This is a genomic window from Cupriavidus sp. 2KB_3 (assembly GCF_052115685.1).
GTDB lineage: Bacteria > Pseudomonadota > Gammaproteobacteria > Burkholderiales > Burkholderiaceae > Cupriavidus > Cupriavidus campinensis.
The window spans coordinates 109,027-131,208 of record NZ_JBFRHD010000021.1 but is presented as its reverse complement, the minus strand read 5'-3'; the positions used below and the strand labels follow the sequence as shown (position 1 = coordinate 131,208).

The following is a 22,182-nucleotide window of genomic DNA, read 5'->3' as shown; positions in this document are numbered from 1 at the left end:
CCTAAACCAGATCACAGATCATGAGTGAAACGTCCCACACCGCGTCCCAGTCCGCGCCGCACGTCGCCATCGACACCGCCTACCCCGGCAACCTGTTCATGGTGGTGGCCCCGTCCGGCGCCGGCAAGTCCACGCTGGTGAACAAGCTGCTGTCGCAGGATTCGGCCATCCGCCTCTCGATCTCACACACCACGCGCAAGCCGCGCCCGGGCGAGCAAAACGGCCGCGAGTACCATTTCACGACCGTGGACGAGTTCCGCGCCGCGCGCGACCGGGGCGAGTTCCTGGAATGGGCCGAGGTGCACGGCAACTACTACGCCACGTCCCAGGTCTGGATCGAGCAGCAGATGGCCCAGGGCAACGACGTGCTGCTCGAGATCGACTGGCAGGGCGCCCAGCAGGTGCACAAGCGGTTCTCGAACGCGGTGGAGATCTTCATCCTGCCGCCGTCGCTGACCGCGCTCGAGGAGCGGCTCAAGAAACGCGGCCAGGACGAGCCGAACGTGATCGTGCGCCGCCTGCTGGCCGCGGGCAGCGAAATGTCGCATGCGTCGGAGTCGGACTACGTCATCATCAACGAGGTATTCGATGATGCGCTGGCGCAGCTGAAAGACGTCGTTCGTGCCACCCGTCTGCGCTTTTCGTCGCAGAAGGCACGCCACAACGAGCTGTTCATCGAGCTGGGCATTCACTGACCGAAGGTCGGTGCCCAAGGGTCGGCCGGAACGTTTCCGGCCGCGTGCTGTAAAATGACGGCCTGTCGAACAGGTTTTGTCCCAAGGTGGATTCAATATGGCGCGTATTACCGTCGAAGATTGTCTGAAACACATCCCGAACCGCTTTGAGCTTGCGCTCGCCGCGACGTACCGGGCACGCCAGCTGGTGCAGGGCCATACGCCCAAGGTCGAGGCCAAGGACAAGCCCACCGTGGTGGCGCTGCGCGAGATCGCGTCCGGCCAGGTCGGCATCGAGATGCTGAAGAAGGTACCGACCTGATTGCCAGGGCGGCCTGTGGTGCATCGTTGTCTCGCGTACGTGCGGATTCAGCCGCGCATTCGTCCGGATTCCAGGGGCCGCCCCCATGTCTTCATCGTCGTCCAAGTCCGCGATCCATCCCGCGATCGTCCCGCCGGGCCCGCCCGGCGTACGGACGGACGGCGAACGGCCGGCATTGGGCCCCGTTGCCGCCGCCAGCGTGGCGCCGGGCGCCCCCTTGCCTGCCACGCCCTCCGCACTGCCGGTGTCGGTCGGCTTGCCGCCTGCGCCGCCGGGCTCACCCGGAGGTAGGCGCGCCATGTCTGGCCAGATGCCGATGACCGCCCGAACCGGCGCCCCGAACCTGCCCGATCCGCTCGGCGACAACGTCGTCGGGGAGCGGTCTGTCGTGCCGCCGCTGCAGGGTAAGTCACGTGCGGGCCTGGCCAGCGAACTCGTGGCCGAGCCCGTCGAGGGCACCCTGCCGGCCGCGCCGGCGGGCGAGCTGTTCATCGACGCAGTGCTGGCGCAGTCATACCGGCATTTCTTTGGTCCGACCTCGCAGCCGGCGGTGCCGCCGCGCCAGCAGGTCATCTCCATCGCCCGGCTGATGGAGAAGCTCGCGTACCTGAAGCCCGCCGATCAGGCGCTGGTGCGCGAAGCCTTCCAGTTTTCCGACGAGGCCCACCTGGGCCAGTACCGCCAGAGCGGCGAGCCCTACATCACCCATCCGGTGGCGGTGGCGGAGCTGTGCGCGGACTGGAAGCTGGACGTCCAGTCGATCATGGCCGCGCTGCTCCATGACGTGATGGAGGATCAGGGCATCACCAAGAGCGAGCTGGCCGAGAAATTCGGTCCCAAGGTCTCGGAACTGGTGGATGGCCTGACCAAGCTGGACAAGCTCGAATTCCAGAGCCGCGAGCAGGCGCAGGCGGAAAGCTTCCGCAAGATGCTGCTGGCGATGGCGCGCGATGTGCGGGTGATCCTGGTCAAGCTCGCCGATCGCACGCACAACATGCGTACGCTCGATTTCGTGCCGCCCGAGAAGCGACGCCGGATCGCGCTCGAAACCATGGAGATCTACGCGCCGATCGCGCACCGGCTGGGTCTCAACACGATTTACCGCGAGCTCCAGGAACTGTCGTTCAAGGTGGGCTCGCCGTTCCGCTACGCCACGCTGGAGAAGGCCGTCAAGGCCGCACGCGGCAACCGGCGCGAGGTGGTCAAGCGCATCCTGGAAGCCGCCGAGCGCGCGCTGGCCGACGCTGGCATCGTGGCCGAGCTGTCCGGGCGCGAAAAGACGCTGTACAGCATCTATCGCAAGATGCACGACAAGCAGCTGTCGTTCTCGCAGGTGCTGGACGTCTACGGCTTCCGCGTGGTGGTGGAAACGCAGATGCACTGCTACATGGCGATGGGCGCGCTGCACAGCCTGTACAAGCCGATGCCGGGCAAGTTCAAGGACTACATCGCGATTCCGAAGATCAACGGCTACCAGTCGCTGCACACGACGCTGGTGGGCCCGTTCGGTACGCCGGTGGAGTTCCAGATCCGCACGCGCGGCATGCACCAGATTGCCGAGGCCGGCGTGGCTGCGCACTGGATGTACAAGCACCAGGCCGATCACGCCAACGATATCCAGCAGCAGGCCCACCAGTGGCTGCAGTCACTGCTGGACATCCAGAGCCAGACCGGCGACTCGCAGGAGTTCCTGGAGCACGTCAAGATCGACCTGTTCCCGGATGCGGTCTACGTGTTCACGCCGAAGGGCCATATCCGCGCACTGCCGCGCGGCGCTACGGCGCTGGACTTCGCCTACGCGGTGCACAGCGACCTGGGCAACCAGTGTGTGGCGGTCAAGATCAACAATGAGCTGCTGCCGCTGCGTACCGAGCTGAAGAGCGGCGATATCGTCGAGGTGGTGACGGCGCCGTACTCGAAGCCGAATCCGGCGTGGCTCGCCTTCGTCCGCACGGGCAAGGCGCGCGCGGCGATCCGGCATTACCTCAAGACCACCAAGCTCGACGAGGCCATCCAGCTGGGCGAGCGCCTGCTGGAGCAGTCGACGCGCCAGCTTGGCATCGAGCTGAAGGCGGTGCCGCAGGCGGTCTGGGATCGCATGATCCAGTGGACCGGCAACAAGCATAAGGAAGACATCTTCGCCGACCTGGCGCTCGGCCGCCGCGTGCCGGCAGTGGTGGCGCGGCGCATGGAGATCCTGCTGCAGGAGCTGTCCGGCGACGTCGACAGCGCGCTGCTGGCCGCCGTGCAGACCTTTGCGGGCGAGGAAGCGCCGGCCGTGCCGATTACCGGCGACGAAGGCATGTCGATGATCTTCTCGGCCTGCTGCCGGCCGATTCCGGGCGATTCGATCGTCGGCTATCTGGGCAAGGGCGAGGGGCTGCAGATCCACGTGCAGGACTGCAAGGTGGCCAAGCGGCTGCACAGCAAGGACCCGGAGCACTGGATCGAGGTCATGTGGGCCAAGAAGACGACGCGCGCCTTCGACGTGTCGATCAAGGTCATGGTGCGCAACGTGAAGGGCATCGTGGCGCGCGTGGCCGCGGACCTGACCGCCGCCGACGCCAACGTGGCCCACGTGGCCATGGAACAGCAGCAGGGCGGCCACCAGGAAGCCACGTACATGCAGTTCGTGATCCAGGTCCAGAACCGCCTGCACCTGGCCAACGTGATGCGTGGGCTGCGGCGCAACCCGGACGTAATCCGGATCTTCCGCGACCGCAACGACGGCTGACGCCTAGTTCACCGCGGCCTTCGCCGGGTAGCGGACTTCCAATATATCGATCTGTTCCATCCCGGCCGGCGTGCGCAGCGGCACGGTGTCGCCCTCGCGCGCCTTGATCAGCGCCTTGGCGATCGGCGAAATCCAGCTCACATGGTTGTTGTCGAGGTCTACCTCGTCCATGCCGACGATGGTGATGGTGGTTTCGTCGCCCGACTGGTTCGCATAGGTGACCGTGGCGCCGAAGAAGACCTGGTCGTTGTCGCCCTGCAGCGAGGGGTCGACGACTTCGGCCTTGTCGAGCCGGCGCGTGAGGAAGCGGATGCGGCGGTCGATCTCGCGCAGCCGCTTCTTGCCGTAGAGATAGTCGCCGTTCTCGGAGCGGTCGCCGTTGGAGGCAGCCCAGGAGACGATCTGCACCACCTCGGGACGCTCCACGTCGATCAGGTGCATCAGCTCGTCGCGCAGCCGGTTGTAGCCCGTGGCGGTAATGTAGTTCTTGGTGCCGGCGGGCAGCGGTGTCGCGCCCTCGGGCAGGTCGTCGTCGTCATCGTTCGACGACTCTTTGACAAAAGCCTTGTTCATGGTCCGGATCACTTCTTCGGGTAGTCATTATAGGAAGTTGCGCGGCCGGAGCGCACCGGGCGAAAAAAATGCGGCGTAGGGGGTTCACAAAACTGAAAACTTCTATATAATCTCATTTCTCGAGTGCGGCTGTAGCTCAGTTGGATAGAGTACTTGGCTACGAACCAAGGGGTCGTGGGTTCGAATCCTGCCAGCCGCGCCACCTATCGAGTCAAAAAGGGCTTCCGGAAACGGAAGCCCTTTTTGCATTCTGGCCTCGATTCTCCGCCCCCGCTCCCCGTATTTCCCTTTCCCTCCCGGAACGCTCCGCCCGCGCACCGCTCAAACCTGCATCGGTCTTGTCGATCGCAGGGAGAACGCGCATGAACCAGGATGAATGGCGGGTGGAGGGCTATCGCGGCATGGATGCCTACGTGCTGGTGTCGTCGCATCGTCAGGCGGTGGCCGGCAGCGTGGCCGACATCGAAACGTATGGCTACGAGGTGCGCGTTGCCGAGGAAGGTGTCGATCCCTCCGATACCGGTGATATCGAGATACTTTCCAGCGGCGGCCACGAATTTGCCACGCGGCACGCGGCCGAAGTGGCGGCTTTCAGTGCTGCCTACGCCCTTATCGACAAACTTTTAGGGCCGGTCAGATAGACAGCAAAGTTCCTTGTGGCCAGTGCAATGACGCATATCACGTCGTGATGCGTCTGTCGGGCCGGAACTTGATCAGGATCATTTTTGATCGGCGGGGTGACCCCTAGTCTGGATGTGGAGCGCGATGTTCGCGCCTTGCAGAAGACAGGAGGTAACCATGCCCGAGTATGAAGGGTTCAAGATCGTCTACGAAGTGATCAATTTGCCGAAGGGCAAGTGGGGGATCCTGATCGAGGTCATCCGGCGCGTGGACGGCGAAATCCTGATGGCCCGGCACAATCCTTTTCCGAGCCATCCTTTCGATACGAAGCTCGAGGCGCTCGAGCATGTGAACCGTTACGTTGCCTCGACGCTTGATGATCTTGATGACGCGCACACGGTGCGGCGTATCGCGTGATCCGCGTCGGTAATGCACAAGAAGAAAACGCCCTTCGCGGGCGTTTTCTTCTTCATGGTGCAGAAAGTGGAAATAGTGGTTGCCTTATGCGGGACGATCCCCCATAATTCATCTCCTTCAGACGCGGGGTGGAGCAGTCTGGCAGCTCGTCGGGCTCATAACCCGAAGGTCGCAGGTTCAAATCCTGCCCCCGCAACCAACACCTCTGAATCCCTCTTCAAACACCTCTGCCGATCCCGGCAGAGCGTTCCTGGCAGTACTTTCCCACATCGTATTTTCAGCGCCTGACGCCTACGCGTGCACCAGCGACGCCGCCTTCGCGAAGGTATCGCGCACCTGCGGCTGGCCTTCGCGCTCGGCCGCCTCGGCGCGATCGGTGAGGCGGCCCTTGAGCACGGCGATATTGCCGCCGCCGCCCAGCTTGGTCGATGCATCGCGCATCAGTTGCGTGAGCTCCTGCGTCACGTCGGCGCCATCGAAGGCGCTGACCGACAGCGCGGACACGCGCTCCAGAAAATTGTTGACCAGCGCTTCATCATGTTGCGGTTCGGGCATGGCTGCTCCTTGTCGAACGATTGTGAGACGCAATTGTGAGACGCAATTGTGAGACGCAGGGCCGGGGGGCGATCAGTACCGGGGTAATTGCGGCGTGATACGCCGCCGTGCGGGCTTCAGCGCCCGCGTGGGCCAGAGCACGTAGTTCGTATGCGGGTCCATCGGCTTGCCGAAGTACGAGACCCACACCTGCACGCCTTGTTCGGTTTCGGAAACGATCGCGGCCACGGCACGGGCGGCGACGGAAGGGGACTTGAGCAGATCGGCCAGCGCTTCCACGCCCTGGACCACATGGTGCTTCACCCCCCTGAACCACACGTACTGACGCATGGCTGCAAGAAAATTCTTTGTCATGGACTCGACGGTTCCTTGTTGGTGCTGCGAGATGAGACCCAAGCTTACACGCTTAGTTGTGACACCTTTGTAGGGAGGCGTCTGATTTTTCCGCAAAGGCACGGCCAGATGTGACGCATGCGACGTGCGATGCCAAATTGACAATGTGCGACGCTTGTCTTAGCTTCGTTACATACTCTGCACAAATCGCTGGTTTCACAACGTTTTTCCGGCCGAAGGCATGGAGGCATTTTGGAACATGTGGCGGATCTGAACGAACGGCGCGCCCGCGGCAAGGCGCTGCGCCAACTGGTGCCGCGGCGCTCGCACGCGGCGGTCGGCAATGTGGATCGGGACCCGATTCCGCTGCTCGAGACCAGCAGCACTGGCAGGGTGGAGCGGCTGGTGCCCTTGCGCTACGGGCGCATGATCCAGTCCCCGTTCGCATTTTTCCGAGGCGGCGCGATCATCCAGGCGCACGACCTTGCAGGCACGCCGGCCTCGGGCATGACCATCCAGATCTGCGGCGACTGCCACCTCTCGAATTTCGGGGGGTTTGCCACGCCCGAGCGCGCGCTGCTGTTCGATCTGAACGATTTCGACGAAACCAGCCCCGGCCCATGGGAATGGGACCTGAAGCGGCTCACCGCCAGCATGGTGGTGGCCGCGCGCCACCTGCGCCACAGCAAGGCCATCGCCGACAACATGGTGTGCGAAGTGGTCAACAGCTACCGTGACCGCATGGCCATGTACGCGGAAATGGGCGTGTTGGAGACCTGGTACGACCGCATTACGTTCGACCGCCTGCTGGCCGAGGCGCTCAACCCTTCGGCCCAGAAGGAGATCCGCCGTGCCATGGAGCGCGCCGCCAACCGGACGCATGAGACGCTGCTGCCGAAGCTGAGCGAGCGCGAGGGGCACCGCTGGCGCATCCTGGACGCTCCGCCCGCCGTCTTCCATGTGCGCGGCGAGCAAACGCTGTTCACTCAGGACGACGACTGGCTGAAGACCGACATCGGCCCCGAAGTGATCGCCAGGTGCTTCAGCGATTACGCCGCCACCCTGGCCGCCGATCGCCGCGAACTGCTCTCGCACTTCACCTCCCAGGACGTTGCCTTCAAGGTGGTGGGCGTGGGCAGCGTGGGCACGCGCTGCCTGATCCAACTGCTCACGGACAGCCATGACAAGCCGCTGTTCCTCCAGTTCAAGGAAGCCACGCAATCGGTGGTGGCGAGGTTCTTCAAGTCGCCGAAGCTGACGCACGAGGGCCGACGCGTGGTGGAGGGGCAGCGCCTGATGCAGGCCGCCAGCGACCTGTTCCTGGGCTGGACCAAGGGGCCGTCCGGCCGCCATTTCTATGCCCGGCAGTTGCGCGACATGAAGTTCTCGGCCGAGATCGAACTGATGGATGCCGACCTGCTGACCGGCTACGGGCGCGTCTGTGGCCGGGCCCTGGCCCGCGCGCATGCCAAGGCGAGCAACCTGGCGCCGGAGATCAGCGGCTATCTGGGCACCAGCGACGCCATGGCCGAGGCGCTGGTGGGCTATGCCAACGCCTACGCGGATCAGGTGGACCGCGACTACGAGGCCTTCACCACGGCGTGCCGGTCGGGGCGGCTTGCCGCGCGCACCGATGCGGACATGGCCGCCGATTTCCAGGTTTGATGCCCGCGTATTATCAGAATCAGAATCGTCCTAAGGAGCTTGCCGATGACCGAGGATATGCTGCTGCAACTGATGGTGGAGGTGGAGCGTGCGGACCCCATCGACTACGCCAACCTGCCGTTCGATGATGACGCGCTGCGGGCGCTCGCCTGCAAGCTGATCGCCGAACGCTCGACGGAACTGGAGTTGTCGGGGATGTCGCAGGAAGCGTTGTTGGCGACACTTTGGGCATCCACGGCCAAGCTCGTGCTCGAGAACATCGTGCTCAATGCGCGGCTGTTGACCTTGCAGGGATTGCCGGACGACGCCAAGGCGCTGATCGACCGGATCGCCCGCCAGTCGCGCGGCGGGGCGTAAATCCGCCTGTTGCGATAAAAAGCGTCCCGTGCATCACTCGATGCGCGGGGACCGCCGTTTGGATAAAATACCGGCTTCAATCGGGCCTGGGCCTGATTCCTGGAGGTTTTACGCGTGATCAAGTGGATTATCGTCGCTGCATATCTGGGTGCCATCCTGTATGTGCACTTCCGCGGCAAGGTGCGACTGCCGTTCATGCGCCAGTTGCTCGACCACTCCGCGCTGGTGGCGCCGGTCAACTGCTTCATGTACATGTTCTCGGGCGTGCCGCGCACGCCGTACATCGGCGTCGAACGCTTCCCGGACCTGGAGAAGCTGCGCGCCGCCTGGCCGCAGATTCGTGACGAGGGCCTTGCCCTGGTCGCGATGCGCAAGATCAAGGCTGCCGACAAGAACGACGACGCCGGCTTCAATTCATTCTTCAAGTACGGCTGGAAGCGGTTCTACCTGAAATGGTACGAGGCGCAGCATCCGTCCGCCGAGACGCTGTGCCCGAAGACCGTGGCGCTGCTGCGCGAGCTGCCGACCGTGAAGGCGGCGATGTTCGCCGAGCTGCCGCCGGGCGGCAAGCTGAACCCGCACCGCGACCCGTTTGCCGGGTCGCTGCGCTATCACCTGGGGCTGTCCACGCCGAACGACGACCGCTGCTTCATCGAGGTGGACGGCGAGCGCCATAGCTGGCGCGACGGCCACGGCGTGGTGTTCGATGAAACCTACCTGCACTGGGCCGAGAACCGCAGCGAGAAGGATCGCCTGATCCTGTTCTGCGACATCGAGCGCCCGATGCGCTATCGCTGGGCCGCCGCGGTCAACCACTGGATGGGCCGCAAGGTGATGACGGCCGCCAGCTCGCCGAACGAGGAAACCGACCAGACCGGCGCCATCAACAAGTTGTTCCGCTTCGTCTGGCTGGGCGGGCAGTACCGCCGCCGCTTCAAGTCCTGGAACAAGAACGTCTACTACGTGACCAAGTTCGGGCTGATCCTCGGCGGCGTCGCGCTGATCGTTTTTCTCTGATTTTTCCGATTATTTCCCGATAAGTCAGGACTCGGCGGCACCCGTCCGCCGACGCTCCGCACCCACTGCCTCGTAGTGGGCGCGCTTGTCCTCGTACATGCGGCTGTCGGCCAGCTTGACTGTGTCGGTCAGCCGGTCGCCCTGCGTGCACGTGGCGGCGCCAATCGAGAACGATAGCCGCGCACCCGGATAGAACTGGTTGTTCAGCTCCACCACCTGCTGGATCTGATCGACCACCGTGGCCGCGCCGCGTTCGTCGTTGCCGGGTAGCAAAACCATGAATTCGTCGCCGCCGATGCGGGCCACGCAGGCCTGCTCGCCCACGGCTTTCTTGAGCACCTCGCCTGTGCGGCGGAGCAGCGCGTCGCCGTCACCGTGGCCGTACTGGTCGTTGACCTGCTTCAGGCCATTGAGGTCCACCGCCACCACGCTGACCGGCCACGGCCCCTTGCGGCCCAGGCGCGCCAGCTCGTCCTCGTAATAGGCACGGTTGTAGAGCTTGGTCAGCACGTCGTGCTTGCCCAGGAACTCCACGTAGGCTTCCGCCTTCTTGCGCGCGGTGATGTCGGTCAGCGACACCAGCACCTGGTCCCAGTCCGCCTCCCGGCCCGGGAAGACCGACCACTGCATGAACACGTCCACCGAGCGGCCATCGAGCGCGTAGTTGATGACTTCGCGCTGCTGCCAGAGCTTTTCGTGCCAGAGGTCGATCAGTTGCTCGGCGAAGTGGATGCGCATGTCGTCGCGGAACACGTCGCCCAGCCGGGACAGCAGGATCTCCTTGCTCGGCGCGGCGAACATCGTCAGCGTCTGCTGGTTGACGTCGAGCACGCGGATTTCCTGCATGCAGCGCGAGACGAAGTCCGGGTGCACATTCAGAAACGTCCGAAAATCGGTGATGCCGGCCGCGCGTACCTCGTCCAGCAGCATCTTCACCGCGCTGAAGTCCTCCACCCAGAGCGAGACCGGCGAGTGCTCGAACAGCCCCTGGGCGTATTGCTGGCTGCGGCGCAGGTCGCGCTCGCTGCGCACGCGCGCGGTGATGTCCTCGATCGACAGCAGCACGCGCGACCAGTCCTGCTCGTGGCCGGGCATGACCGTGGCGTCGAGGCGGATGTCCAGCCGTTCGCCGTCGAGCGTGTAGTTGACGGTCTGGCTGGCGAAGTGCCGGCCGCCGTCCCACAGCTGCCCTAGTTCCTCGACGTGCTGGTCGAACATGTCGTCACGGAACACGGTGTCGAGGTTGGCGACGAGGTCCGCCAGGTCGGCGGCGCGGAAGAGGTCGAGCGTGCGGCGGTTGACGTCGAGCACGCGGATCAGGGCCGAGCAGCGCGCCACCTCGGCCGGGCGCTCGCGCAGATAGGCGCGCAGGTCCGTGACTCCGTCTGCGCGCAGCTGATCGAAGGCCAGCCGCACGGCGCTGAAATCCTCAAGCCAGAGCGAGACCGGCGCGAGCTGGAACAGCGTTTGATAATCGTCGTCGAGCCGCGAAGCGGCGGGTGCACTGCCCAAGTTTGTTCTCCCTGGTTCTGGTAGTCGGTGTCCGCGCACAAGCATAGGCGAGGGCGCCGCCATTTTGGGACAAATCTGGGCGGAAGTCTCGCAAGAACGGTGCCGGGGGCGGGTGCGCGGGGACGCAGGGAGGCGGAGGGCGCCGTCAGGGGGCCAGCCGGCGCACCACGCCGGCCACGGTTTCCAACGCGCGTTCGATCGCTGGCTCGCGCGGATTGCCGCAGTTGAGCCGCAGATAGTGATCGAAGCGGTTCGAATTCGAGAACATCGAGCCCGGCATGACCCGGATGCCATGGGCCAGCACCTGCTCGAAGACGGTCTCGGACGACATCCCGGCCGGCAGTTCGATCCACAGGTGCAACCCGCCGCGCGGCAGGGTGAGCCGCGTGCCGGTCGGAAAGCTGCCCGCCACGGCCTGCGCCATCCATTCGCGCTGGTTGCGCAACTGCTCGCGCAGGCGGCGGAGATGGCGCTCGAAGGCGCCGGTGCCCATGAAATCGGCCACGGCGATCTGCGCCAGCATCTCGTTGGGGCGCGAGAGGCCGAACTTGAGCATCTCCACGCGCGCCTGCCACTTGCCGGCGGCGATCCAGCCCAGCCGCATGCCCGGCGCCAGCACCTTGTGGAGCGAGGCGCAGTGGATCACGTTACCCGTCGTATCCCACGTCTTGGCCGCCGCGAGCGGCGTCTCGCCCTCGTAGGTGGAAGCGCAGCTGTCGTCCTCGATCAGCGCGATGCCGCGCGCCTCGCACCACGCCACCAGGCGCTGCTTGTGCGCGTCGGGCATGACGCAGCCAAGCGGATTCTGCAGGTTCGGCACCACGGCCACGGCCCTGATGTTGTCGTAGGTCTGTGCGGCCAGTTCCAGCGCCTCCAGCGAGATGCCGGTCTGCGGGCTGCACGGGATTTCGAGCGCGCGCATGCCCAGGCTCTCGAGAATCTGCAACAAACCGTAATACGTGGGCGATTCCACAGCGATGACATCGCCCGGCTGGGCCACGGCGCGCAGGGCGAGGTTCAGCGCCTCGGTGCAGCCATGGGTGACGACCACGTCCTCGGGCGCCAGCTGGATGCGTGAGCGCAGCGCGTGCCGGGCCAGTGCGGCGCGCAGGGACGGATGGCCGTCCGCCTCGGCTGCGCTGCCAAAGAGATCGGGATAGCGCCGCAGCGCGCGGGCCGTGGCGGTGCGCAGCGCGGCCGTGGGGTAGAGCGAGGGCGCGCCGCAGGCGCCGCCGAGGTTGATCTTGATATCGCGATGCTGGCTGCGCGCGAGGATGGCCGAGATGCGCTGGTGGATGCCCACGTACTGCGCCGGGTCGGGCAGGCCGGCCGCCGGTTCCTCGATCTGCGCCAGCGCCGGGCGCGACGGCGCGCGCACGAAGTAGCCCGAGCGCGGCCGTGCTTCCAGCAGCCCGGCGGTTTCCAGTTCCCGGCACGCCTGGAGCGCCGTGGACAGGCTCACCTCATGCAGCCCCATCAGCGCCCGCACCGAGGGCATGCGGTCGCCCACGGTCAGTGTGCCGGCGGCGATGGCCTGCCGGTAGTGGCCGGCCACCTGTTGATAGAGGGGGAGGGAGGGGGGCGTGGCAGTCATGGCGCGATCATCGCCCACGGGGCGCGGGCACAACAGATACAGATGAAGGGTGTCTGTATCGTAACAGAGCTGGACTGTGCGATCTGTTCTGGTCCGGCCCGCAATCCCTTGTGCCTGTTGGCCTGGCGGGCCACCCGATAGGCTGGAGACCTGATTCTGGACCCCGGAGCGCGATCATGTCCCCAGCGAAGTTATCGACCGAAACCCACCAGCTGGCCGCCGGCGAGTGCCTCAGGCTGCACCTGGAGCCCGGTGCCGTGGTGCACCTCGAATCCGGCCGCCTGACCGTGGCAGGCCCGCCGCGCTGGCTGGCCGAGACGGTTTGCCGGCCTGCCGCCACGCTCGCGCCCGGCGCGGTGTACATCGCCGGCATCGCCGGCTGGACCACGTTGGCCGCCGGCGGCGCGGCAACCGTGCACATCATGCAGCCGGCGCCGCCCCCGGGATGGTGGCGACTGATAAAATCCCGCTTCGGCCGATCTGGCCTCCTGCTGGGTAACGCCCGGCCACCAGACACCAAGGCCGCTGAAATACCCGTTCCCCATGCTACGTCTAAGTGAAGTCAAACTCCCGCTCGACCATACCGAGAGCGACCTGGAGGCGGCCGTGCGCAGCCACCTCGCGCAGATCGGTGTCAAAGGCGACGGGATGGTCGCGTTCACCGTCTTCCGCCGCGCGCACGATGCCCGCAAGCGCGCCGACATCAAGCTGACCTACATCGTCGATATCGAGGTCCGCGACGAGGCCGCCGCACTCAAGCGCATGGCCGGCAAGCCCAACTGGAGCGTGACGCCGGACATGACGTACCGCTTCGTGGCGCAGGCCCCGGCGGGCGGGCCGAAGCTGCGACCGGTGGTGATTGGCCTGGGCCCGTGCGGCCTGCTGGCCGGGCTGATCCTGGCGCAGATGGGCTTCCGTCCGATCATCCTCGAACGCGGCAAGGAAGTGCGCGAGCGCACCAAGGACACCTTCGGCCTGTGGCGCAAGAGCGTGCTCAATCCCGAGTCGAACGTGCAGTTTGGCGAAGGCGGCGCGGGCACGTTCTCGGACGGCAAGCTCTACAGCCAGATCAAGGACCCCCGGCACTACGGCCGCAAGGTGCTCAACGAGTTTGTGCGCGCGGGCGCACCCGAGGACATCCTGTTCAAGGCGCGGCCCCACATCGGCACGTTCCGGCTGGTGAGCATGGTGGAGAAGATGCGGGCCGAGATGCTGTCGCTGGGCGCCGAGATCCGCTTCGAGACGCGCGTGGACGACATCGACATCGAGAATGGTCAGGTGCGGGGGCTCAAGCTCTCCACCGGCGATTACCTCGAGTGCGATCACGTGGTGCTGGCCGTGGGCCACAGCGCGCGTGACACCTTCCACATGCTGCACGACCGCGGCGTGTTCATGGAGGCCAAGCCGTTCTCGCTGGGCTTCCGCATCGAGCATCCGCAGGGTCTGATCAACCGCAGCCGCTTCGGCAAGTTCGCCGGCAACAAGCTGCTGGGCGCGGCGGACTACAAGGTGGTGCACCACGCCAGCAACGGGCGCGCGGTGTACAGCTTCTGCATGTGCCCGGGCGGCACAGTGGTGGCGGCGGCGTCCGAGCCGGGCCGGCTGGTGACCAACGGCATGAGCCAGTACTACCGGGCCGAGCGCAACGCCAACGCCGGCATCGTGGTGGGCATCACGCCGGAGGTCGATTTCCCGGGCGGCCCGCTGGCGGGCATTGCGCTCCAGCGTCATTGGGAGGAGCGCGCCTTCGAGCTCGGTGGCAGCGACTACCGCGCGCCGGGCCAGCTGGTGGGGGATTTCATCGCCGGGCGGCCGTCCACGGCGCTGGGCTCGGTGGAGCCGTCGTACAAGCCGGGCGTGACGCCGACGGACCTCAGCACGGCGCTGCCCGACTATGTGATTGACGCGATCCGTGAGGCCCTGCCGGAACTCGACAAGAAGATTGCCGGGTTTGCGATGCACGACGCGGTGCTGACCGGGGTGGAGACGCGTACGTCTTCGCCGCTGCGGATCCGGCGCAACAACGACGATTACCAGAGCATCAATGTGAAGGGGCTGTATCCGGCGGGTGAAGGCGCCGGCTATGCGGGCGGAATCTACTCGGCGGCCATCGACGGCATCGAGGTGGCCGAGGCCGTGGCGCTCGATATCGCCAACGGCTAGCCAGTCAGTTACCCGTCGTACCCATCAGATAGTCGGCCGCGCCCAGGCCGGCCATCCGCCCACTGGCGAAGCAGGCCGTCAGCAGATAGCCGCCGGTGGGCGCCTCCCAGTCCAGCATCTCCCCCGCGCAGAACACGCCCGGCGTGGCGTTGAGCATCAGGTGATCGTTCATTGCCTCGAACGCCACGCCGCCGGCCGTGCTGATGACCTCGTCGATGGGCCGTGCGCGCACCAGCCGCAGCGGCAGCGCCTTGATGGCCGCCGCGAGGGCGGCTGGATCGTGCATGTCGGCCTTCGACACCCCTTCATAGAGCAACCCTGCCTTGACCCCGGTAATGCCGAGCTTGCTCTGCAGGTGGCTCGACACCGAGCGCGAGCCGCGCGGGCGGGCGATCTCGTCGGCCACGCGTGCCGCACTCATGCCGGGCGCCAGGTCCAGCCGGATTTCGGCGCTGCCGTCGCGCGCGATGACATCGCGGATCGGCGCGGACAGCGCGTAGACCAGGCTGCCTTCGATCCCGGTCGCGCTGATCACGAACTCGCCCTGGCGATGCAGCGGCGTGCCGTCCGGCGCGGTGACCGCCATCGCCACGGATTTCACCGGCTGGCCGGCGTAGCGCTCGCGGAAGACGGCGGACCAGTCCACATCGAATCCGCAATTGGCGGGGCGTAGCGGGGTGATGGTGACGTCACGTTCGGCGAGCCAGGGGACCCAGGCGGCGTCCGAGCCGAGCCGCGCCCAACTGCCGCCGCCCAGTGCGAGCACCACGGCGGGCGCCGATACCGTCGATTCGCCCGCCGGCGAGGCGAAGCGGAGCCGCCCTGCATCGTCCCAGCCCAGCCAGCGATGGCGGGTATGCACGCGCACGCCCGACTCCCGCAGCCGATGCAGCCACGTGCGCAGCAGCGGCGCGGCTTTCATCTCGGTGGGGAAGACGCGGCCGGAGCTGCCGACGAAGGTGTCGATGCCGAGCCCGTGTACCCAGGCGCGCAACGCCGGGCCATCGAACTGGGCCAGCAGCGGTGCGATGCGGTCGGCCCGCTGGCCGTAGCGCGCCAGGAAGGCCGGCGCGGCCTCGGCATGCGTGATGTTCATGCCGCCCTTGCCAGCCATCAGGAACTTGCGGCCGACCGAGGGCATGGCGTCGTAGACGTCTACCGCCACGCCGCGCCCGGCCAGCGCCTCGGCCGCCATCAACCCGGCCGGGCCGCCGCCGATGACCACGGCGTGGGGCGTGCCAGAAGGGGCGGATGCTGAAAAGGAGGAGGCGGACATGGGCGGTGGCCGGTTGGCGGAGCAGGGGGGAAGAGACGCGGGACGCCGCGCATTATAGGTGACAGCGCCCCGGCACCACGGCCGTGCGCGGACGTGCGGTGGCGCACAGCGGGCGCTCCCGGCGCCGGCCAGACTCGTTTGAAACAGGGGAGGCTTCCATGAGCTCAGCACCGCGCAATCCCACCATCGACATGTGCAGGGGCATCGGCATCGCGCTGGTGGTCTTCAGCCATGCCTGGGCCCTGCCTGATCCGGTGTATCGGGCGATCTATTCGATGGCCTTTCCCGCCTTCCTGCTGCGGGCCGGTCTGGTGTTCCAGCCCTCGCGGGCGGTGGCCGCGCCGGCGTCGCACCTGTGGGGCAAGTTCATGCGGCTGGTGGTGCCGGCCTGGGGCATGGGGCTGGTGCTGGCGGTGCCTTATATCGTCGCCTGGGCGCTCGGACGGTTTCCCGACGACGAATTCGCCATGCGCTTTGTCGGCACCATGACCGGGTCCGCCATCAACGAATGGAATTTCCTGAGCACGCCGCTGTGGTCGCTGTTCTGCCTGTTCTGGCTGGACGTGGCGGCTACCGCGCTGGCGCGGCTGGGCCCGAGCGTGGCCGGGGCGCTGATGACCGGCGTCGGGCTGGTCTGGATTGTCTTCACGCAGGGTGGCGGCACGTGGTCGGACGTGAATCCGGTGGAGTGGCCGTTTTCGCTGCGTAACGTGGGCTGCGCCATGGTGTTCTACGGCGCCGGGCTCTGGCTGGGCGGCGGCAAGGGGCCCCGGGCCGCCGCGGTGGGGCCGATGCAGTTCACGCCGGCCTCGCTGACCATGCGGCGCGCCCTGTTGCTGGTGGTCACGCTGGCGGTCTGGCTGCTGGCCGTGCGCCATGCGCCGGATGTCTTGAATGTTTCGCGCAACCGCATCGGCACCACGCCCATGGCGATGGCGATGACCCTGCTCGCGGCCTTCGCCGGCACCGCGCTGCTGTGGCAGGTGGTGGTGCTGCTGCCAACCTCCCGCGCGGTGGTCTGGCTCGGCACGCATACGCTGCCCGTGTTCGGCTTCAACTATCTCGTCAACAAGATCGTCTTCGAGACGGCCACCCGCGCCGGGGTGGAGGTGGCGCGGCTGGGCAACTGGTGGTGGGTGCTTGCGCTGATCGAGCTGGCGCTGCTGTGCGCCATCGCCTGGGTGCTGGACCGCATGGGGCTGATCGGCGACCTGTTCAACGGCCGGCCGCTCAAGCGGGTGGGGCGAGAGAAGACGCGCATGGCCTGACCTGGGCGGGGGCGGGGCGTAGAATGGCGCTTTGCCAGCTGCTGTCCCCGCCATGCCTGCCTCTCCTGATTCCGCCGATGCTGCAGATGCCACCGATGCCACCGATGCCCAGGTCGTCGAGGCCGTGCGCCATTGGCTGTCGCGCGCCGTCATCGGCCTGAACCTGTGCCCGTTCGCCAAGAGCGTCTATGTGAAGGATCAGGTGCGCTACGTGGTCAGCCCGGCCACGCGGGCCGAGGACCTGCTCGAAGAACTCGAGGGCGAACTGCGTGCGCTGGCGGACGCCGATCCGGCCCAGACCGACACCACGCTGCTGATCGTGCCGCACGCGCTGGCGGACTTCCTCGCCTATAACGACTTCCTGTATTTCGCCGAGCGCCTGCTGCGCAGCCTGCGGCTGGCCGGCACGCTCCAGATCGCCAGCTTCCACCCGGACTACCAGTTCGAGGGCACCGAGGCGGACGATATCGAGAACTACACCAACCGCGCGCCGTACCCGATCCTGCACCTGCTGCGGGAAGACAGCATCGCGCGCGCCGCCGAGGCGTTTCCGGACGCCGCCGATATCTACGAGCGCAACCAGGCCACCATGCGGCGGCTGGGCATCGACGGTTATCGGCGGTGGATGTCGGAAACATCCGAAGACGAAGGCTGATCCGGGCGCAGTTCAGGGCTTCCCGGGCGGCGTCGTCAGGGCGCGGTGAAGAACCGCTCGCCCATCTCCTCGAGTCCCAGCGTCTCCAGCACGTTCTGGAGCCGGTCGGCTGCCCGCTTGCGCGGCAGGTCCTTGTACTGGGCGATGATCAGCTCGTTTTTCATCGAATGTTCCCAGCCCACCAGTTCGGTCACGTTGACCTGGTAGCCGTGCGCCTCCAACTGCAGGCAGCGCAGCACATTGGTCACCTGGCTGCCGAACTCGCGCGTGTGCAGCGGATGGCGCCAGATCTCCGTGAGCGGATTGCCGGCCAGCAGGCGGCCCTTGTGCTTGCGCAGCACGCTGGCCACTTCGGCCTGGCAGCACGGCACCAGCACGATGTGGTGAGCTTGCCGGGCCAGGGCGAAGCGGATGGCGTCGTCGGTGGCGGTGTTGCACGCGTGCAGCGCGGTCACCACGTCCACCGTGGCGGGCAGGGCGGGCGAGGTGATGGATTCGGCTACCGACAGGTTCAGGAACGACATGCCCGGGAAGCCCGCGCGCGCGGCCAGTTCCTGCGAGCTTTTCACCAGTTCCTCACGGGTCTCGATGCCGTAGATATGCGAGTTCTTGCCTTGTTCCTCGGGCAGATCCTTGAAGAACAGGTCATAGAGGATGAAGCCGAGATAGGACTTGCCGGCGCCATGGTCCACCAGCGAGACGGCGCCGCGCGCGTCCGCCACCTCGCGCAGCAACGGCTCGATGAACTGGAACAGGTGGTAGACCTGCTTGAGCTTGCGGCGGCTGTCCTGGTTCATCTTGCCGTCGCGCGTCAGGATGTGGAGTGCTTTGAGCAGCTCGATGGACTGGCCGGGACGGACTTCGTAACTATTGGACATGGAAGGCAAAACCTGAGGCGGGGACATCGGAGGGCGACAGTTTACCGAAATCCCGCCGCCCGGCCCGTCATCCCCCGATTTCCGGGGCTTTCAGCGCGAGTGATACCCCACTTTTGTGGGCTAAAGTTCACTCCACCCGCTGCCGTTGATCAAAGATCGACGACAAGCAGAGTTGGCGGCAGCAAACGGTGATCCTTGCGGAAGGATCGGGGCCACGGCCCGGCCGGACTGCCATCGCCTGCCACACAGAAGCGGGGACACATGACCACCGACGCCGGACTACGCCTGGAACTGAGCCAGCCAGGGGACCACGTACGCGCGTGCTTTACACCGGAACCAGGACGCCTGCCGCCTGACCGCGCCACCCTCGAAGCCAGCCTCGAGGAACATGGCTGGCGCGGCGCGCGGCTCGACCAGAGCGCGGTGAACGCCTTCCTGACCCAGTGCCAGCTAGCCGACGGCGAGGTCGACGGCGTGATCGGCAGCCTGCTCGACGGGGCCTTCGAACTCGAAATTGCCGCTGACAAGCTGTCCCTGCTGCTGACACTGATGCCGCCCGAGGGCGGCCGGGCGATCGATATCGAGGACATTGCCGCCGCGGCGACCTTGATGGGGGTGGTGGCGCTGCTCGACAAGGCGGCCATCGAAGTGGCGCTGGAGGCCGGCAGCTGCGAGGGACGTGAAATCGCGCGCGGCGTGGCGCCGGTGCAGGGCCAGGCGGCACGCTTCGACAGTCTGGTGCAGCCGCGCAAGCCCGCGCAGACCGAGAGCGAGGATGACCGCTTCGACCTGCGCGACCTGGGTAGCCTGCTGCTGGTGAACCCCGGCACGGCACTGATGCGCCGCACCCCGGCAAAGGCCGGCCAGGACGGCATGGACATCCTGGGCAAGCCGATTCCGGCCGAGCCGATGGTCGACACGCCGTTCGCGGCGGACCTGACCGGCGTGGCCATCGACCCCAACGACCCGCTGCTGCTGCTGGCCGTGATCGCCGGATCGCCGCGCGTGCTGCCGAGCGGCGTGATCGTGAGCCCGGTGGTGGACGTGGAGGCGGTGGACCTGCATTCGGGAAATGTCACGTTCGATGGCTCGCTGCGCGTGTCGGGCGACATTCGCACCGGCATGTCGGTGCGCGTGACCGGCGACGTGGTGGTCAGCGGCACGATCGAGGCGGCGCACGTGGAGGCCGGCGGCGACGTGATCGTCAAGGGCGGCATCATCGGCAAGGCCGAGACCGCGCACGGCGCCGATTCTGGCGAAATTGCGAGCGTGCGCAGCAAGGGCGCGGTGCATGCGCGCTATATCCAGAATGCGATTGTCGAGGCGGCCACCGAGGTGGTCGTGGAGAGCGGCATCCGCCAGAGCGACGTCTCGGCGGGCGAGCGCGTCACAGTAGGCAGCCCGACCGGCCAGGGCAGCATCAGCGGCGGCCGCACCCGCGCGCTGGCCAGCGTCAGCACGGCCATGCTCGGCGCGCCGGCGGGCACGGCCACGACCGTGCAGGTGGGCCTCAATCCGTTTGCCGACCAGCAGAAAGCGGAGCTGGAGGAGCAACGGCGCAAGATCCTGGAGGAGCAGGCCAAGCTCCAGCAGCTGGCCGCGTTTTTCGCGAAACATCCAGAGCGCGCCGTCGGCGACATCCGCGAGAAAGCGCGCGCGACGATGTACAAGATCAACCGCGACCTGTTCGAGCTGGACGCCGAGATCGCCAAGCTGGCCGAGCAGATGAAACCGTCGGACGAGGCGGTGATCGCCGTGGGGCGGCGCATTCATGGCGGCGTGACGATGCAGGTGGGCCACAAGATCCTCAAGGTGATGGAGGACAAGACCGGCGGCCAGGTACGTGTGGTGGACGACCGGATCTCGGTGACCTGAGCGGGGCCGTGTTACGGCGGGTTGGGTCGACGTTACGGCCGCCGTAACATTGGCGCGTCCCTCCGGCCGGCATGTCCGGCGGCGGGCTTCCCTTGTCCAGCAAGGGTTTGCGGGCCGATCGACGGCCCAGTCTTCCTTTGGCACGGCCTTTGCGGATGGCTCCCCGGCAAGACCAACGGGGAGACAGCCATGCGCGCGATCATCATCGACAGCCAGCCACTGGTGCGGATCGGCATCCTGCGGATGCTGGAACACCTGCCGGACATCGGCCTCATCCGCAGCACCGACCCCGAGTCCATCGGGACGCTGCCCGTGACCGACGAACGGGTGCTGGTGGTATACGGCATGTCTAGCGAGACCACAGACAACTGGGGGCTGCTGCGCCGGCTGCATCGCAGGATGCCGCAGGCGCGCATCCTGCTGCTCTCCGACAACGTCTGGCTGCACGTGCCGTCGTCGCTGCGGGTCTGCGGGGTGGTGGAGCAGGCCCCGAAATCGGCTTCCATCGAACGGCTGGAGGCGGCTATCCAGCACCTGCTGGGCAGCGCGGGCGCCCTGCCGCAGCCGGCACCCCGCTCGGACGCCTGGCAGCCGCTGCATCCGCCCCGGGCCCTGCTCGCCCCGGCTGCGCGCTGAGCACGCCGAATGACGCCCGCTGAAGGACACCCGCCGTCGCGGGAAATCTGCACTAAGCTGGAAGGGTGTCCTGGGGTGCCGCAGGATCCGCGACAGCTAGTTCCGGGCAGCGAATGAAGACGCGGTCCAGCACACTGCGAAGGCGTTACGCGGAACCGGATCACGAGGCACTGGAATCAGGAAAGCCAACCTGCGCAAGCGGTTGGCTTTTCTTTTTGGTGGGTGGCGAACTTGGAGAACGTGGTGATTGAGAGGAATCTGATTTTGCGGGGAGGGCGGTTGCGCGTGTGCGGGCGGTCCTAGAATCGGCCTTCCCTATTTCGATGGAAAGCACGATTGGCTGATTGCGTTGTGTAACCCTAAGGGTTACACTATCCGCCGACGATTGCCGTCTCACCATGATTCGCTCATTTGCGCACAAGGGTCTCGAACGCTTCTTCACCACAGGCAGCACGGCGGCGATTCCCGCGATGCACGTCAAGCGGTTGCGGCTGATCCTGGCGCTGCTGGACGAGGCAGGCTCCGCGCGCGATATGGATGCGCCCGGCTTGCGACTGCACGCGCTCAAGGGCGATCGCGCGGAGCTTTGGGCCGTGACGGTGCAGGCGAACTGGCGGGTGACCTTCCGGTTCGAGAACGGGGACGCGCACATCGTCAACTACATTGACTATCACTAGTGAGAGGGGCGCCATGCGCATGCACAATCCACCGCATCCGGGCGAGTTGCTTGCGGAGCTTTGGCTCGAGCCGCTGCGGCTGACGATTACCGATACCGCCGCGGCGCTCGATGTTTCGCGGAAGACGGTTTCCGAGATCGTGAATGGCCGGGCTGGCGTCACGCCGGAGATGGCGGTTCGGCTTGAACTGGCGTTCGGCAAGAGCGCCGAGTCTTGGCTCGCGCATCAGGCCGCGTACGACCTGTGGCAGGTGGACCAGTACCGCAGCGAGCTGCGCGTGCGCTCGCTCCAGCCCGCGACCTGAGCTTCGCCCCAAGTGCGCCGCCCATGAAGCGCCGCCCATGAAAAAACCCGCAGCGCTTGCGCGGTGCGGGTTTTTG

The 22,182-nt window shown here is 66.3% G+C and carries 23 protein-coding genes and 2 tRNA genes; 18 read left to right on the top strand and 7 right to left on the bottom strand.

Going from position 1 to position 22,182, the window contains the following annotated elements; all coding sequences use genetic code 11:
• The first annotated feature begins 20 nt into the window (after window positions 1-20).
• From gmk to AB4120_RS21845, 3 genes are all read left to right on the top strand, one after another.
• Complete coding sequence (gene gmk / locus AB4120_RS21855) at window positions 21-695, top strand: guanylate kinase (RefSeq protein ID WP_149136469.1); 675 nt, start codon at window positions 21-23, stop codon at window positions 693-695.
• Between the two features lie 97 nt (window positions 696-792).
• On the top strand, window positions 793-996 hold the full coding sequence (gene rpoZ / locus AB4120_RS21850) for a DNA-directed RNA polymerase subunit omega (protein ID WP_006578656.1): 204 nt from the start codon (window positions 793-795) through the stop codon (window positions 994-996).
• Window positions 997-1,312: 316 nt separating this feature from the next.
• The gene (locus AB4120_RS21845; RefSeq protein WP_144201725.1) at window positions 1,313-3,730 is read left to right on the top strand and encodes a RelA/SpoT family protein; all 2,418 of its coding nucleotides are present in this window, start codon (window positions 1,313-1,315) and stop codon (window positions 3,728-3,730) included.
• A gap of 3 nt (window positions 3,731-3,733) precedes the next feature.
• Here AB4120_RS21845 and greB read toward each other — a convergent pair whose 3' ends face one another.
• The gene (greB, locus tag AB4120_RS21840) at window positions 3,734-4,303 is read right to left on the bottom strand and encodes a transcription elongation factor GreB (protein ID WP_144201693.1); all 570 of its coding nucleotides are present in this window, start codon (window positions 4,301-4,303) and stop codon (window positions 3,734-3,736) included.
• A 125-nt stretch (window positions 4,304-4,428) separates the two neighbouring features.
• On the opposite strand from greB, the gene AB4120_RS21835 reads away from it, so the two are divergent.
• The 4 genes from AB4120_RS21835 to AB4120_RS21820 all read left to right on the top strand — a co-directional run bounded on the left by AB4120_RS21835 (window position 4,429) and on the right by AB4120_RS21820 (window position 5,540).
• Window positions 4,429-4,505 (top strand) — tRNA-Arg (locus AB4120_RS21835).
• A gap of 160 nt (window positions 4,506-4,665) precedes the next feature.
• On the top strand, window positions 4,666-4,944 hold the full coding sequence (locus AB4120_RS21830) for a hypothetical protein (RefSeq protein WP_149136468.1): 279 nt from the start codon (window positions 4,666-4,668) through the stop codon (window positions 4,942-4,944).
• Between the two features lie 157 nt (window positions 4,945-5,101).
• Entirely contained in the window at window positions 5,102-5,341 is a 240-nt protein-coding gene (locus AB4120_RS21825) for a hypothetical protein (RefSeq protein WP_144201689.1), read from the top strand.
• Between the two features lie 122 nt (window positions 5,342-5,463).
• A tRNA-Met gene (locus AB4120_RS21820) sits at window positions 5,464-5,540 on the top strand.
• 92 nt (window positions 5,541-5,632) lie between these two features.
• Here the strand turns inward: AB4120_RS21820 and AB4120_RS21815 are convergent.
• On the bottom strand, window positions 5,633-5,896 hold the full coding sequence (locus tag AB4120_RS21815) for a hypothetical protein (RefSeq protein WP_092292249.1): 264 nt from the start codon (window positions 5,894-5,896) through the stop codon (window positions 5,633-5,635).
• Between the two features lie 72 nt (window positions 5,897-5,968).
• Window positions 5,969-6,250, bottom strand: coding sequence for a hypothetical protein (locus tag AB4120_RS21810; protein ID WP_149136467.1), 282 nt, complete (start codon window positions 6,248-6,250; stop codon window positions 5,969-5,971).
• Window positions 6,251-6,481: 231 nt separating this feature from the next.
• Between AB4120_RS21810 and AB4120_RS21805 the strand changes: the two genes are divergently transcribed.
• The 3 genes from AB4120_RS21805 (at window position 6,482) to lpxO (ending at window position 9,268) form a co-directional block, all read left to right on the top strand.
• Window positions 6,482-7,894, top strand: a complete 1,413-nt coding sequence (locus AB4120_RS21805) for a DUF2252 domain-containing protein (protein ID WP_149136466.1) — start codon at window positions 6,482-6,484, stop codon at window positions 7,892-7,894.
• Window positions 7,895-7,939: 45 nt separating this feature from the next.
• Window positions 7,940-8,251, top strand: a complete 312-nt coding sequence (locus tag AB4120_RS21800; RefSeq protein ID WP_092292255.1) for a hypothetical protein — start codon at window positions 7,940-7,942, stop codon at window positions 8,249-8,251.
• A gap of 114 nt (window positions 8,252-8,365) precedes the next feature.
• Window positions 8,366-9,268 carry a lipid A hydroxylase LpxO gene (gene lpxO / locus AB4120_RS21795; protein ID WP_149136465.1) on the top strand — a complete coding sequence of 301 codons (903 nt, stop codon included), beginning with the start codon at window positions 8,366-8,368 and terminating at the stop codon, window positions 9,266-9,268.
• Window positions 9,269-9,292: 24 nt separating this feature from the next.
• On the opposite strand, the gene AB4120_RS21790 is transcribed toward lpxO, so the two are convergent.
• Window positions 9,293-10,825 carry a sensor domain-containing diguanylate cyclase gene (locus tag AB4120_RS21790; RefSeq protein WP_187645084.1) on the bottom strand — a complete coding sequence of 511 codons (1,533 nt, stop codon included), beginning with the start codon at window positions 10,823-10,825 and terminating at the stop codon, window positions 9,293-9,295.
• Window positions 10,826-10,925: 100 nt separating this feature from the next.
• The gene (locus tag AB4120_RS21785) at window positions 10,926-12,374 is read right to left on the bottom strand and encodes an aminotransferase-like domain-containing protein (protein WP_149136463.1); all 1,449 of its coding nucleotides are present in this window, start codon (window positions 12,372-12,374) and stop codon (window positions 10,926-10,928) included.
• A gap of 176 nt (window positions 12,375-12,550) precedes the next feature.
• On the opposite strand from AB4120_RS21785, the gene AB4120_RS21780 reads away from it, so the two are divergent.
• A complete protein-coding gene (locus tag AB4120_RS21780) occupies window positions 12,551-12,934 on the top strand; it encodes a hypothetical protein (protein ID WP_149136462.1) in 384 nt (127 codons plus the stop codon).
• On the top strand, window positions 12,918-14,537 hold the full coding sequence (locus tag AB4120_RS21775) for an NAD(P)/FAD-dependent oxidoreductase (RefSeq protein ID WP_149136461.1): 1,620 nt from the start codon (window positions 12,918-12,920) through the stop codon (window positions 14,535-14,537). Before AB4120_RS21780 ends, AB4120_RS21775 begins: the two co-directional genes overlap by 17 nt.
• Before the next feature lie 4 nt (window positions 14,538-14,541).
• Here AB4120_RS21775 and AB4120_RS21770 read toward each other — a convergent pair whose 3' ends face one another.
• Complete coding sequence (locus tag AB4120_RS21770; RefSeq protein ID WP_149136460.1) at window positions 14,542-15,813, bottom strand: TIGR03862 family flavoprotein; 1,272 nt, start codon at window positions 15,811-15,813, stop codon at window positions 14,542-14,544.
• Window positions 15,814-15,971: 158 nt separating this feature from the next.
• On the opposite strand from AB4120_RS21770, the gene AB4120_RS21765 reads away from it, so the two are divergent.
• Both AB4120_RS21765 and AB4120_RS21760 read left to right on the top strand, forming a co-directional pair.
• Window positions 15,972-17,081 (top strand): acyltransferase family protein, encoded by a 1,110-nt coding sequence (locus AB4120_RS21765; RefSeq protein WP_149136459.1) that lies wholly within the window; start codon window positions 15,972-15,974, stop codon window positions 17,079-17,081.
• A 52-nt stretch (window positions 17,082-17,133) separates the two neighbouring features.
• Window positions 17,134-17,736 (top strand): DUF1415 domain-containing protein, encoded by a 603-nt coding sequence (locus AB4120_RS21760; RefSeq protein ID WP_149136458.1) that lies wholly within the window; start codon window positions 17,134-17,136, stop codon window positions 17,734-17,736.
• Window positions 17,737-17,771: 35 nt separating this feature from the next.
• Here the strand turns inward: AB4120_RS21760 and AB4120_RS21755 are convergent, their stop codons facing one another.
• A complete protein-coding gene (locus AB4120_RS21755) occupies window positions 17,772-18,614 on the bottom strand; it encodes a class I SAM-dependent methyltransferase (RefSeq protein WP_149136457.1) in 843 nt (280 codons plus the stop codon).
• Window positions 18,615-18,875: 261 nt separating this feature from the next.
• Between AB4120_RS21755 and AB4120_RS21750 the strand changes: the two genes are divergently transcribed.
• The 4 genes from AB4120_RS21750 (at window position 18,876) to AB4120_RS21735 (ending at window position 22,106) form a co-directional block, all read left to right on the top strand.
• Window positions 18,876-20,489 carry a DUF342 domain-containing protein gene (locus AB4120_RS21750; RefSeq protein WP_149136456.1) on the top strand — a complete coding sequence of 538 codons (1,614 nt, stop codon included), beginning with the start codon at window positions 18,876-18,878 and terminating at the stop codon, window positions 20,487-20,489.
• Window positions 20,490-20,678: 189 nt separating this feature from the next.
• Window positions 20,679-21,125: a response regulator transcription factor gene (locus AB4120_RS21745; RefSeq protein ID WP_187645083.1), complete on the top strand. Its 447-nt coding sequence runs from the start codon at window positions 20,679-20,681 to the stop codon at window positions 21,123-21,125.
• 398 nt (window positions 21,126-21,523) lie between these two features.
• Complete coding sequence (locus tag AB4120_RS21740; RefSeq protein ID WP_144201665.1) at window positions 21,524-21,802, top strand: type II toxin-antitoxin system RelE/ParE family toxin; 279 nt, start codon at window positions 21,524-21,526, stop codon at window positions 21,800-21,802.
• Window positions 21,803-21,821: 19 nt separating this feature from the next.
• Window positions 21,822-22,106: a HigA family addiction module antitoxin gene (locus tag AB4120_RS21735; RefSeq protein WP_313818701.1), complete on the top strand. Its 285-nt coding sequence runs from the start codon at window positions 21,822-21,824 to the stop codon at window positions 22,104-22,106.
• The last annotated feature ends 76 nt before the right edge of the window (window positions 22,107-22,182 follow it).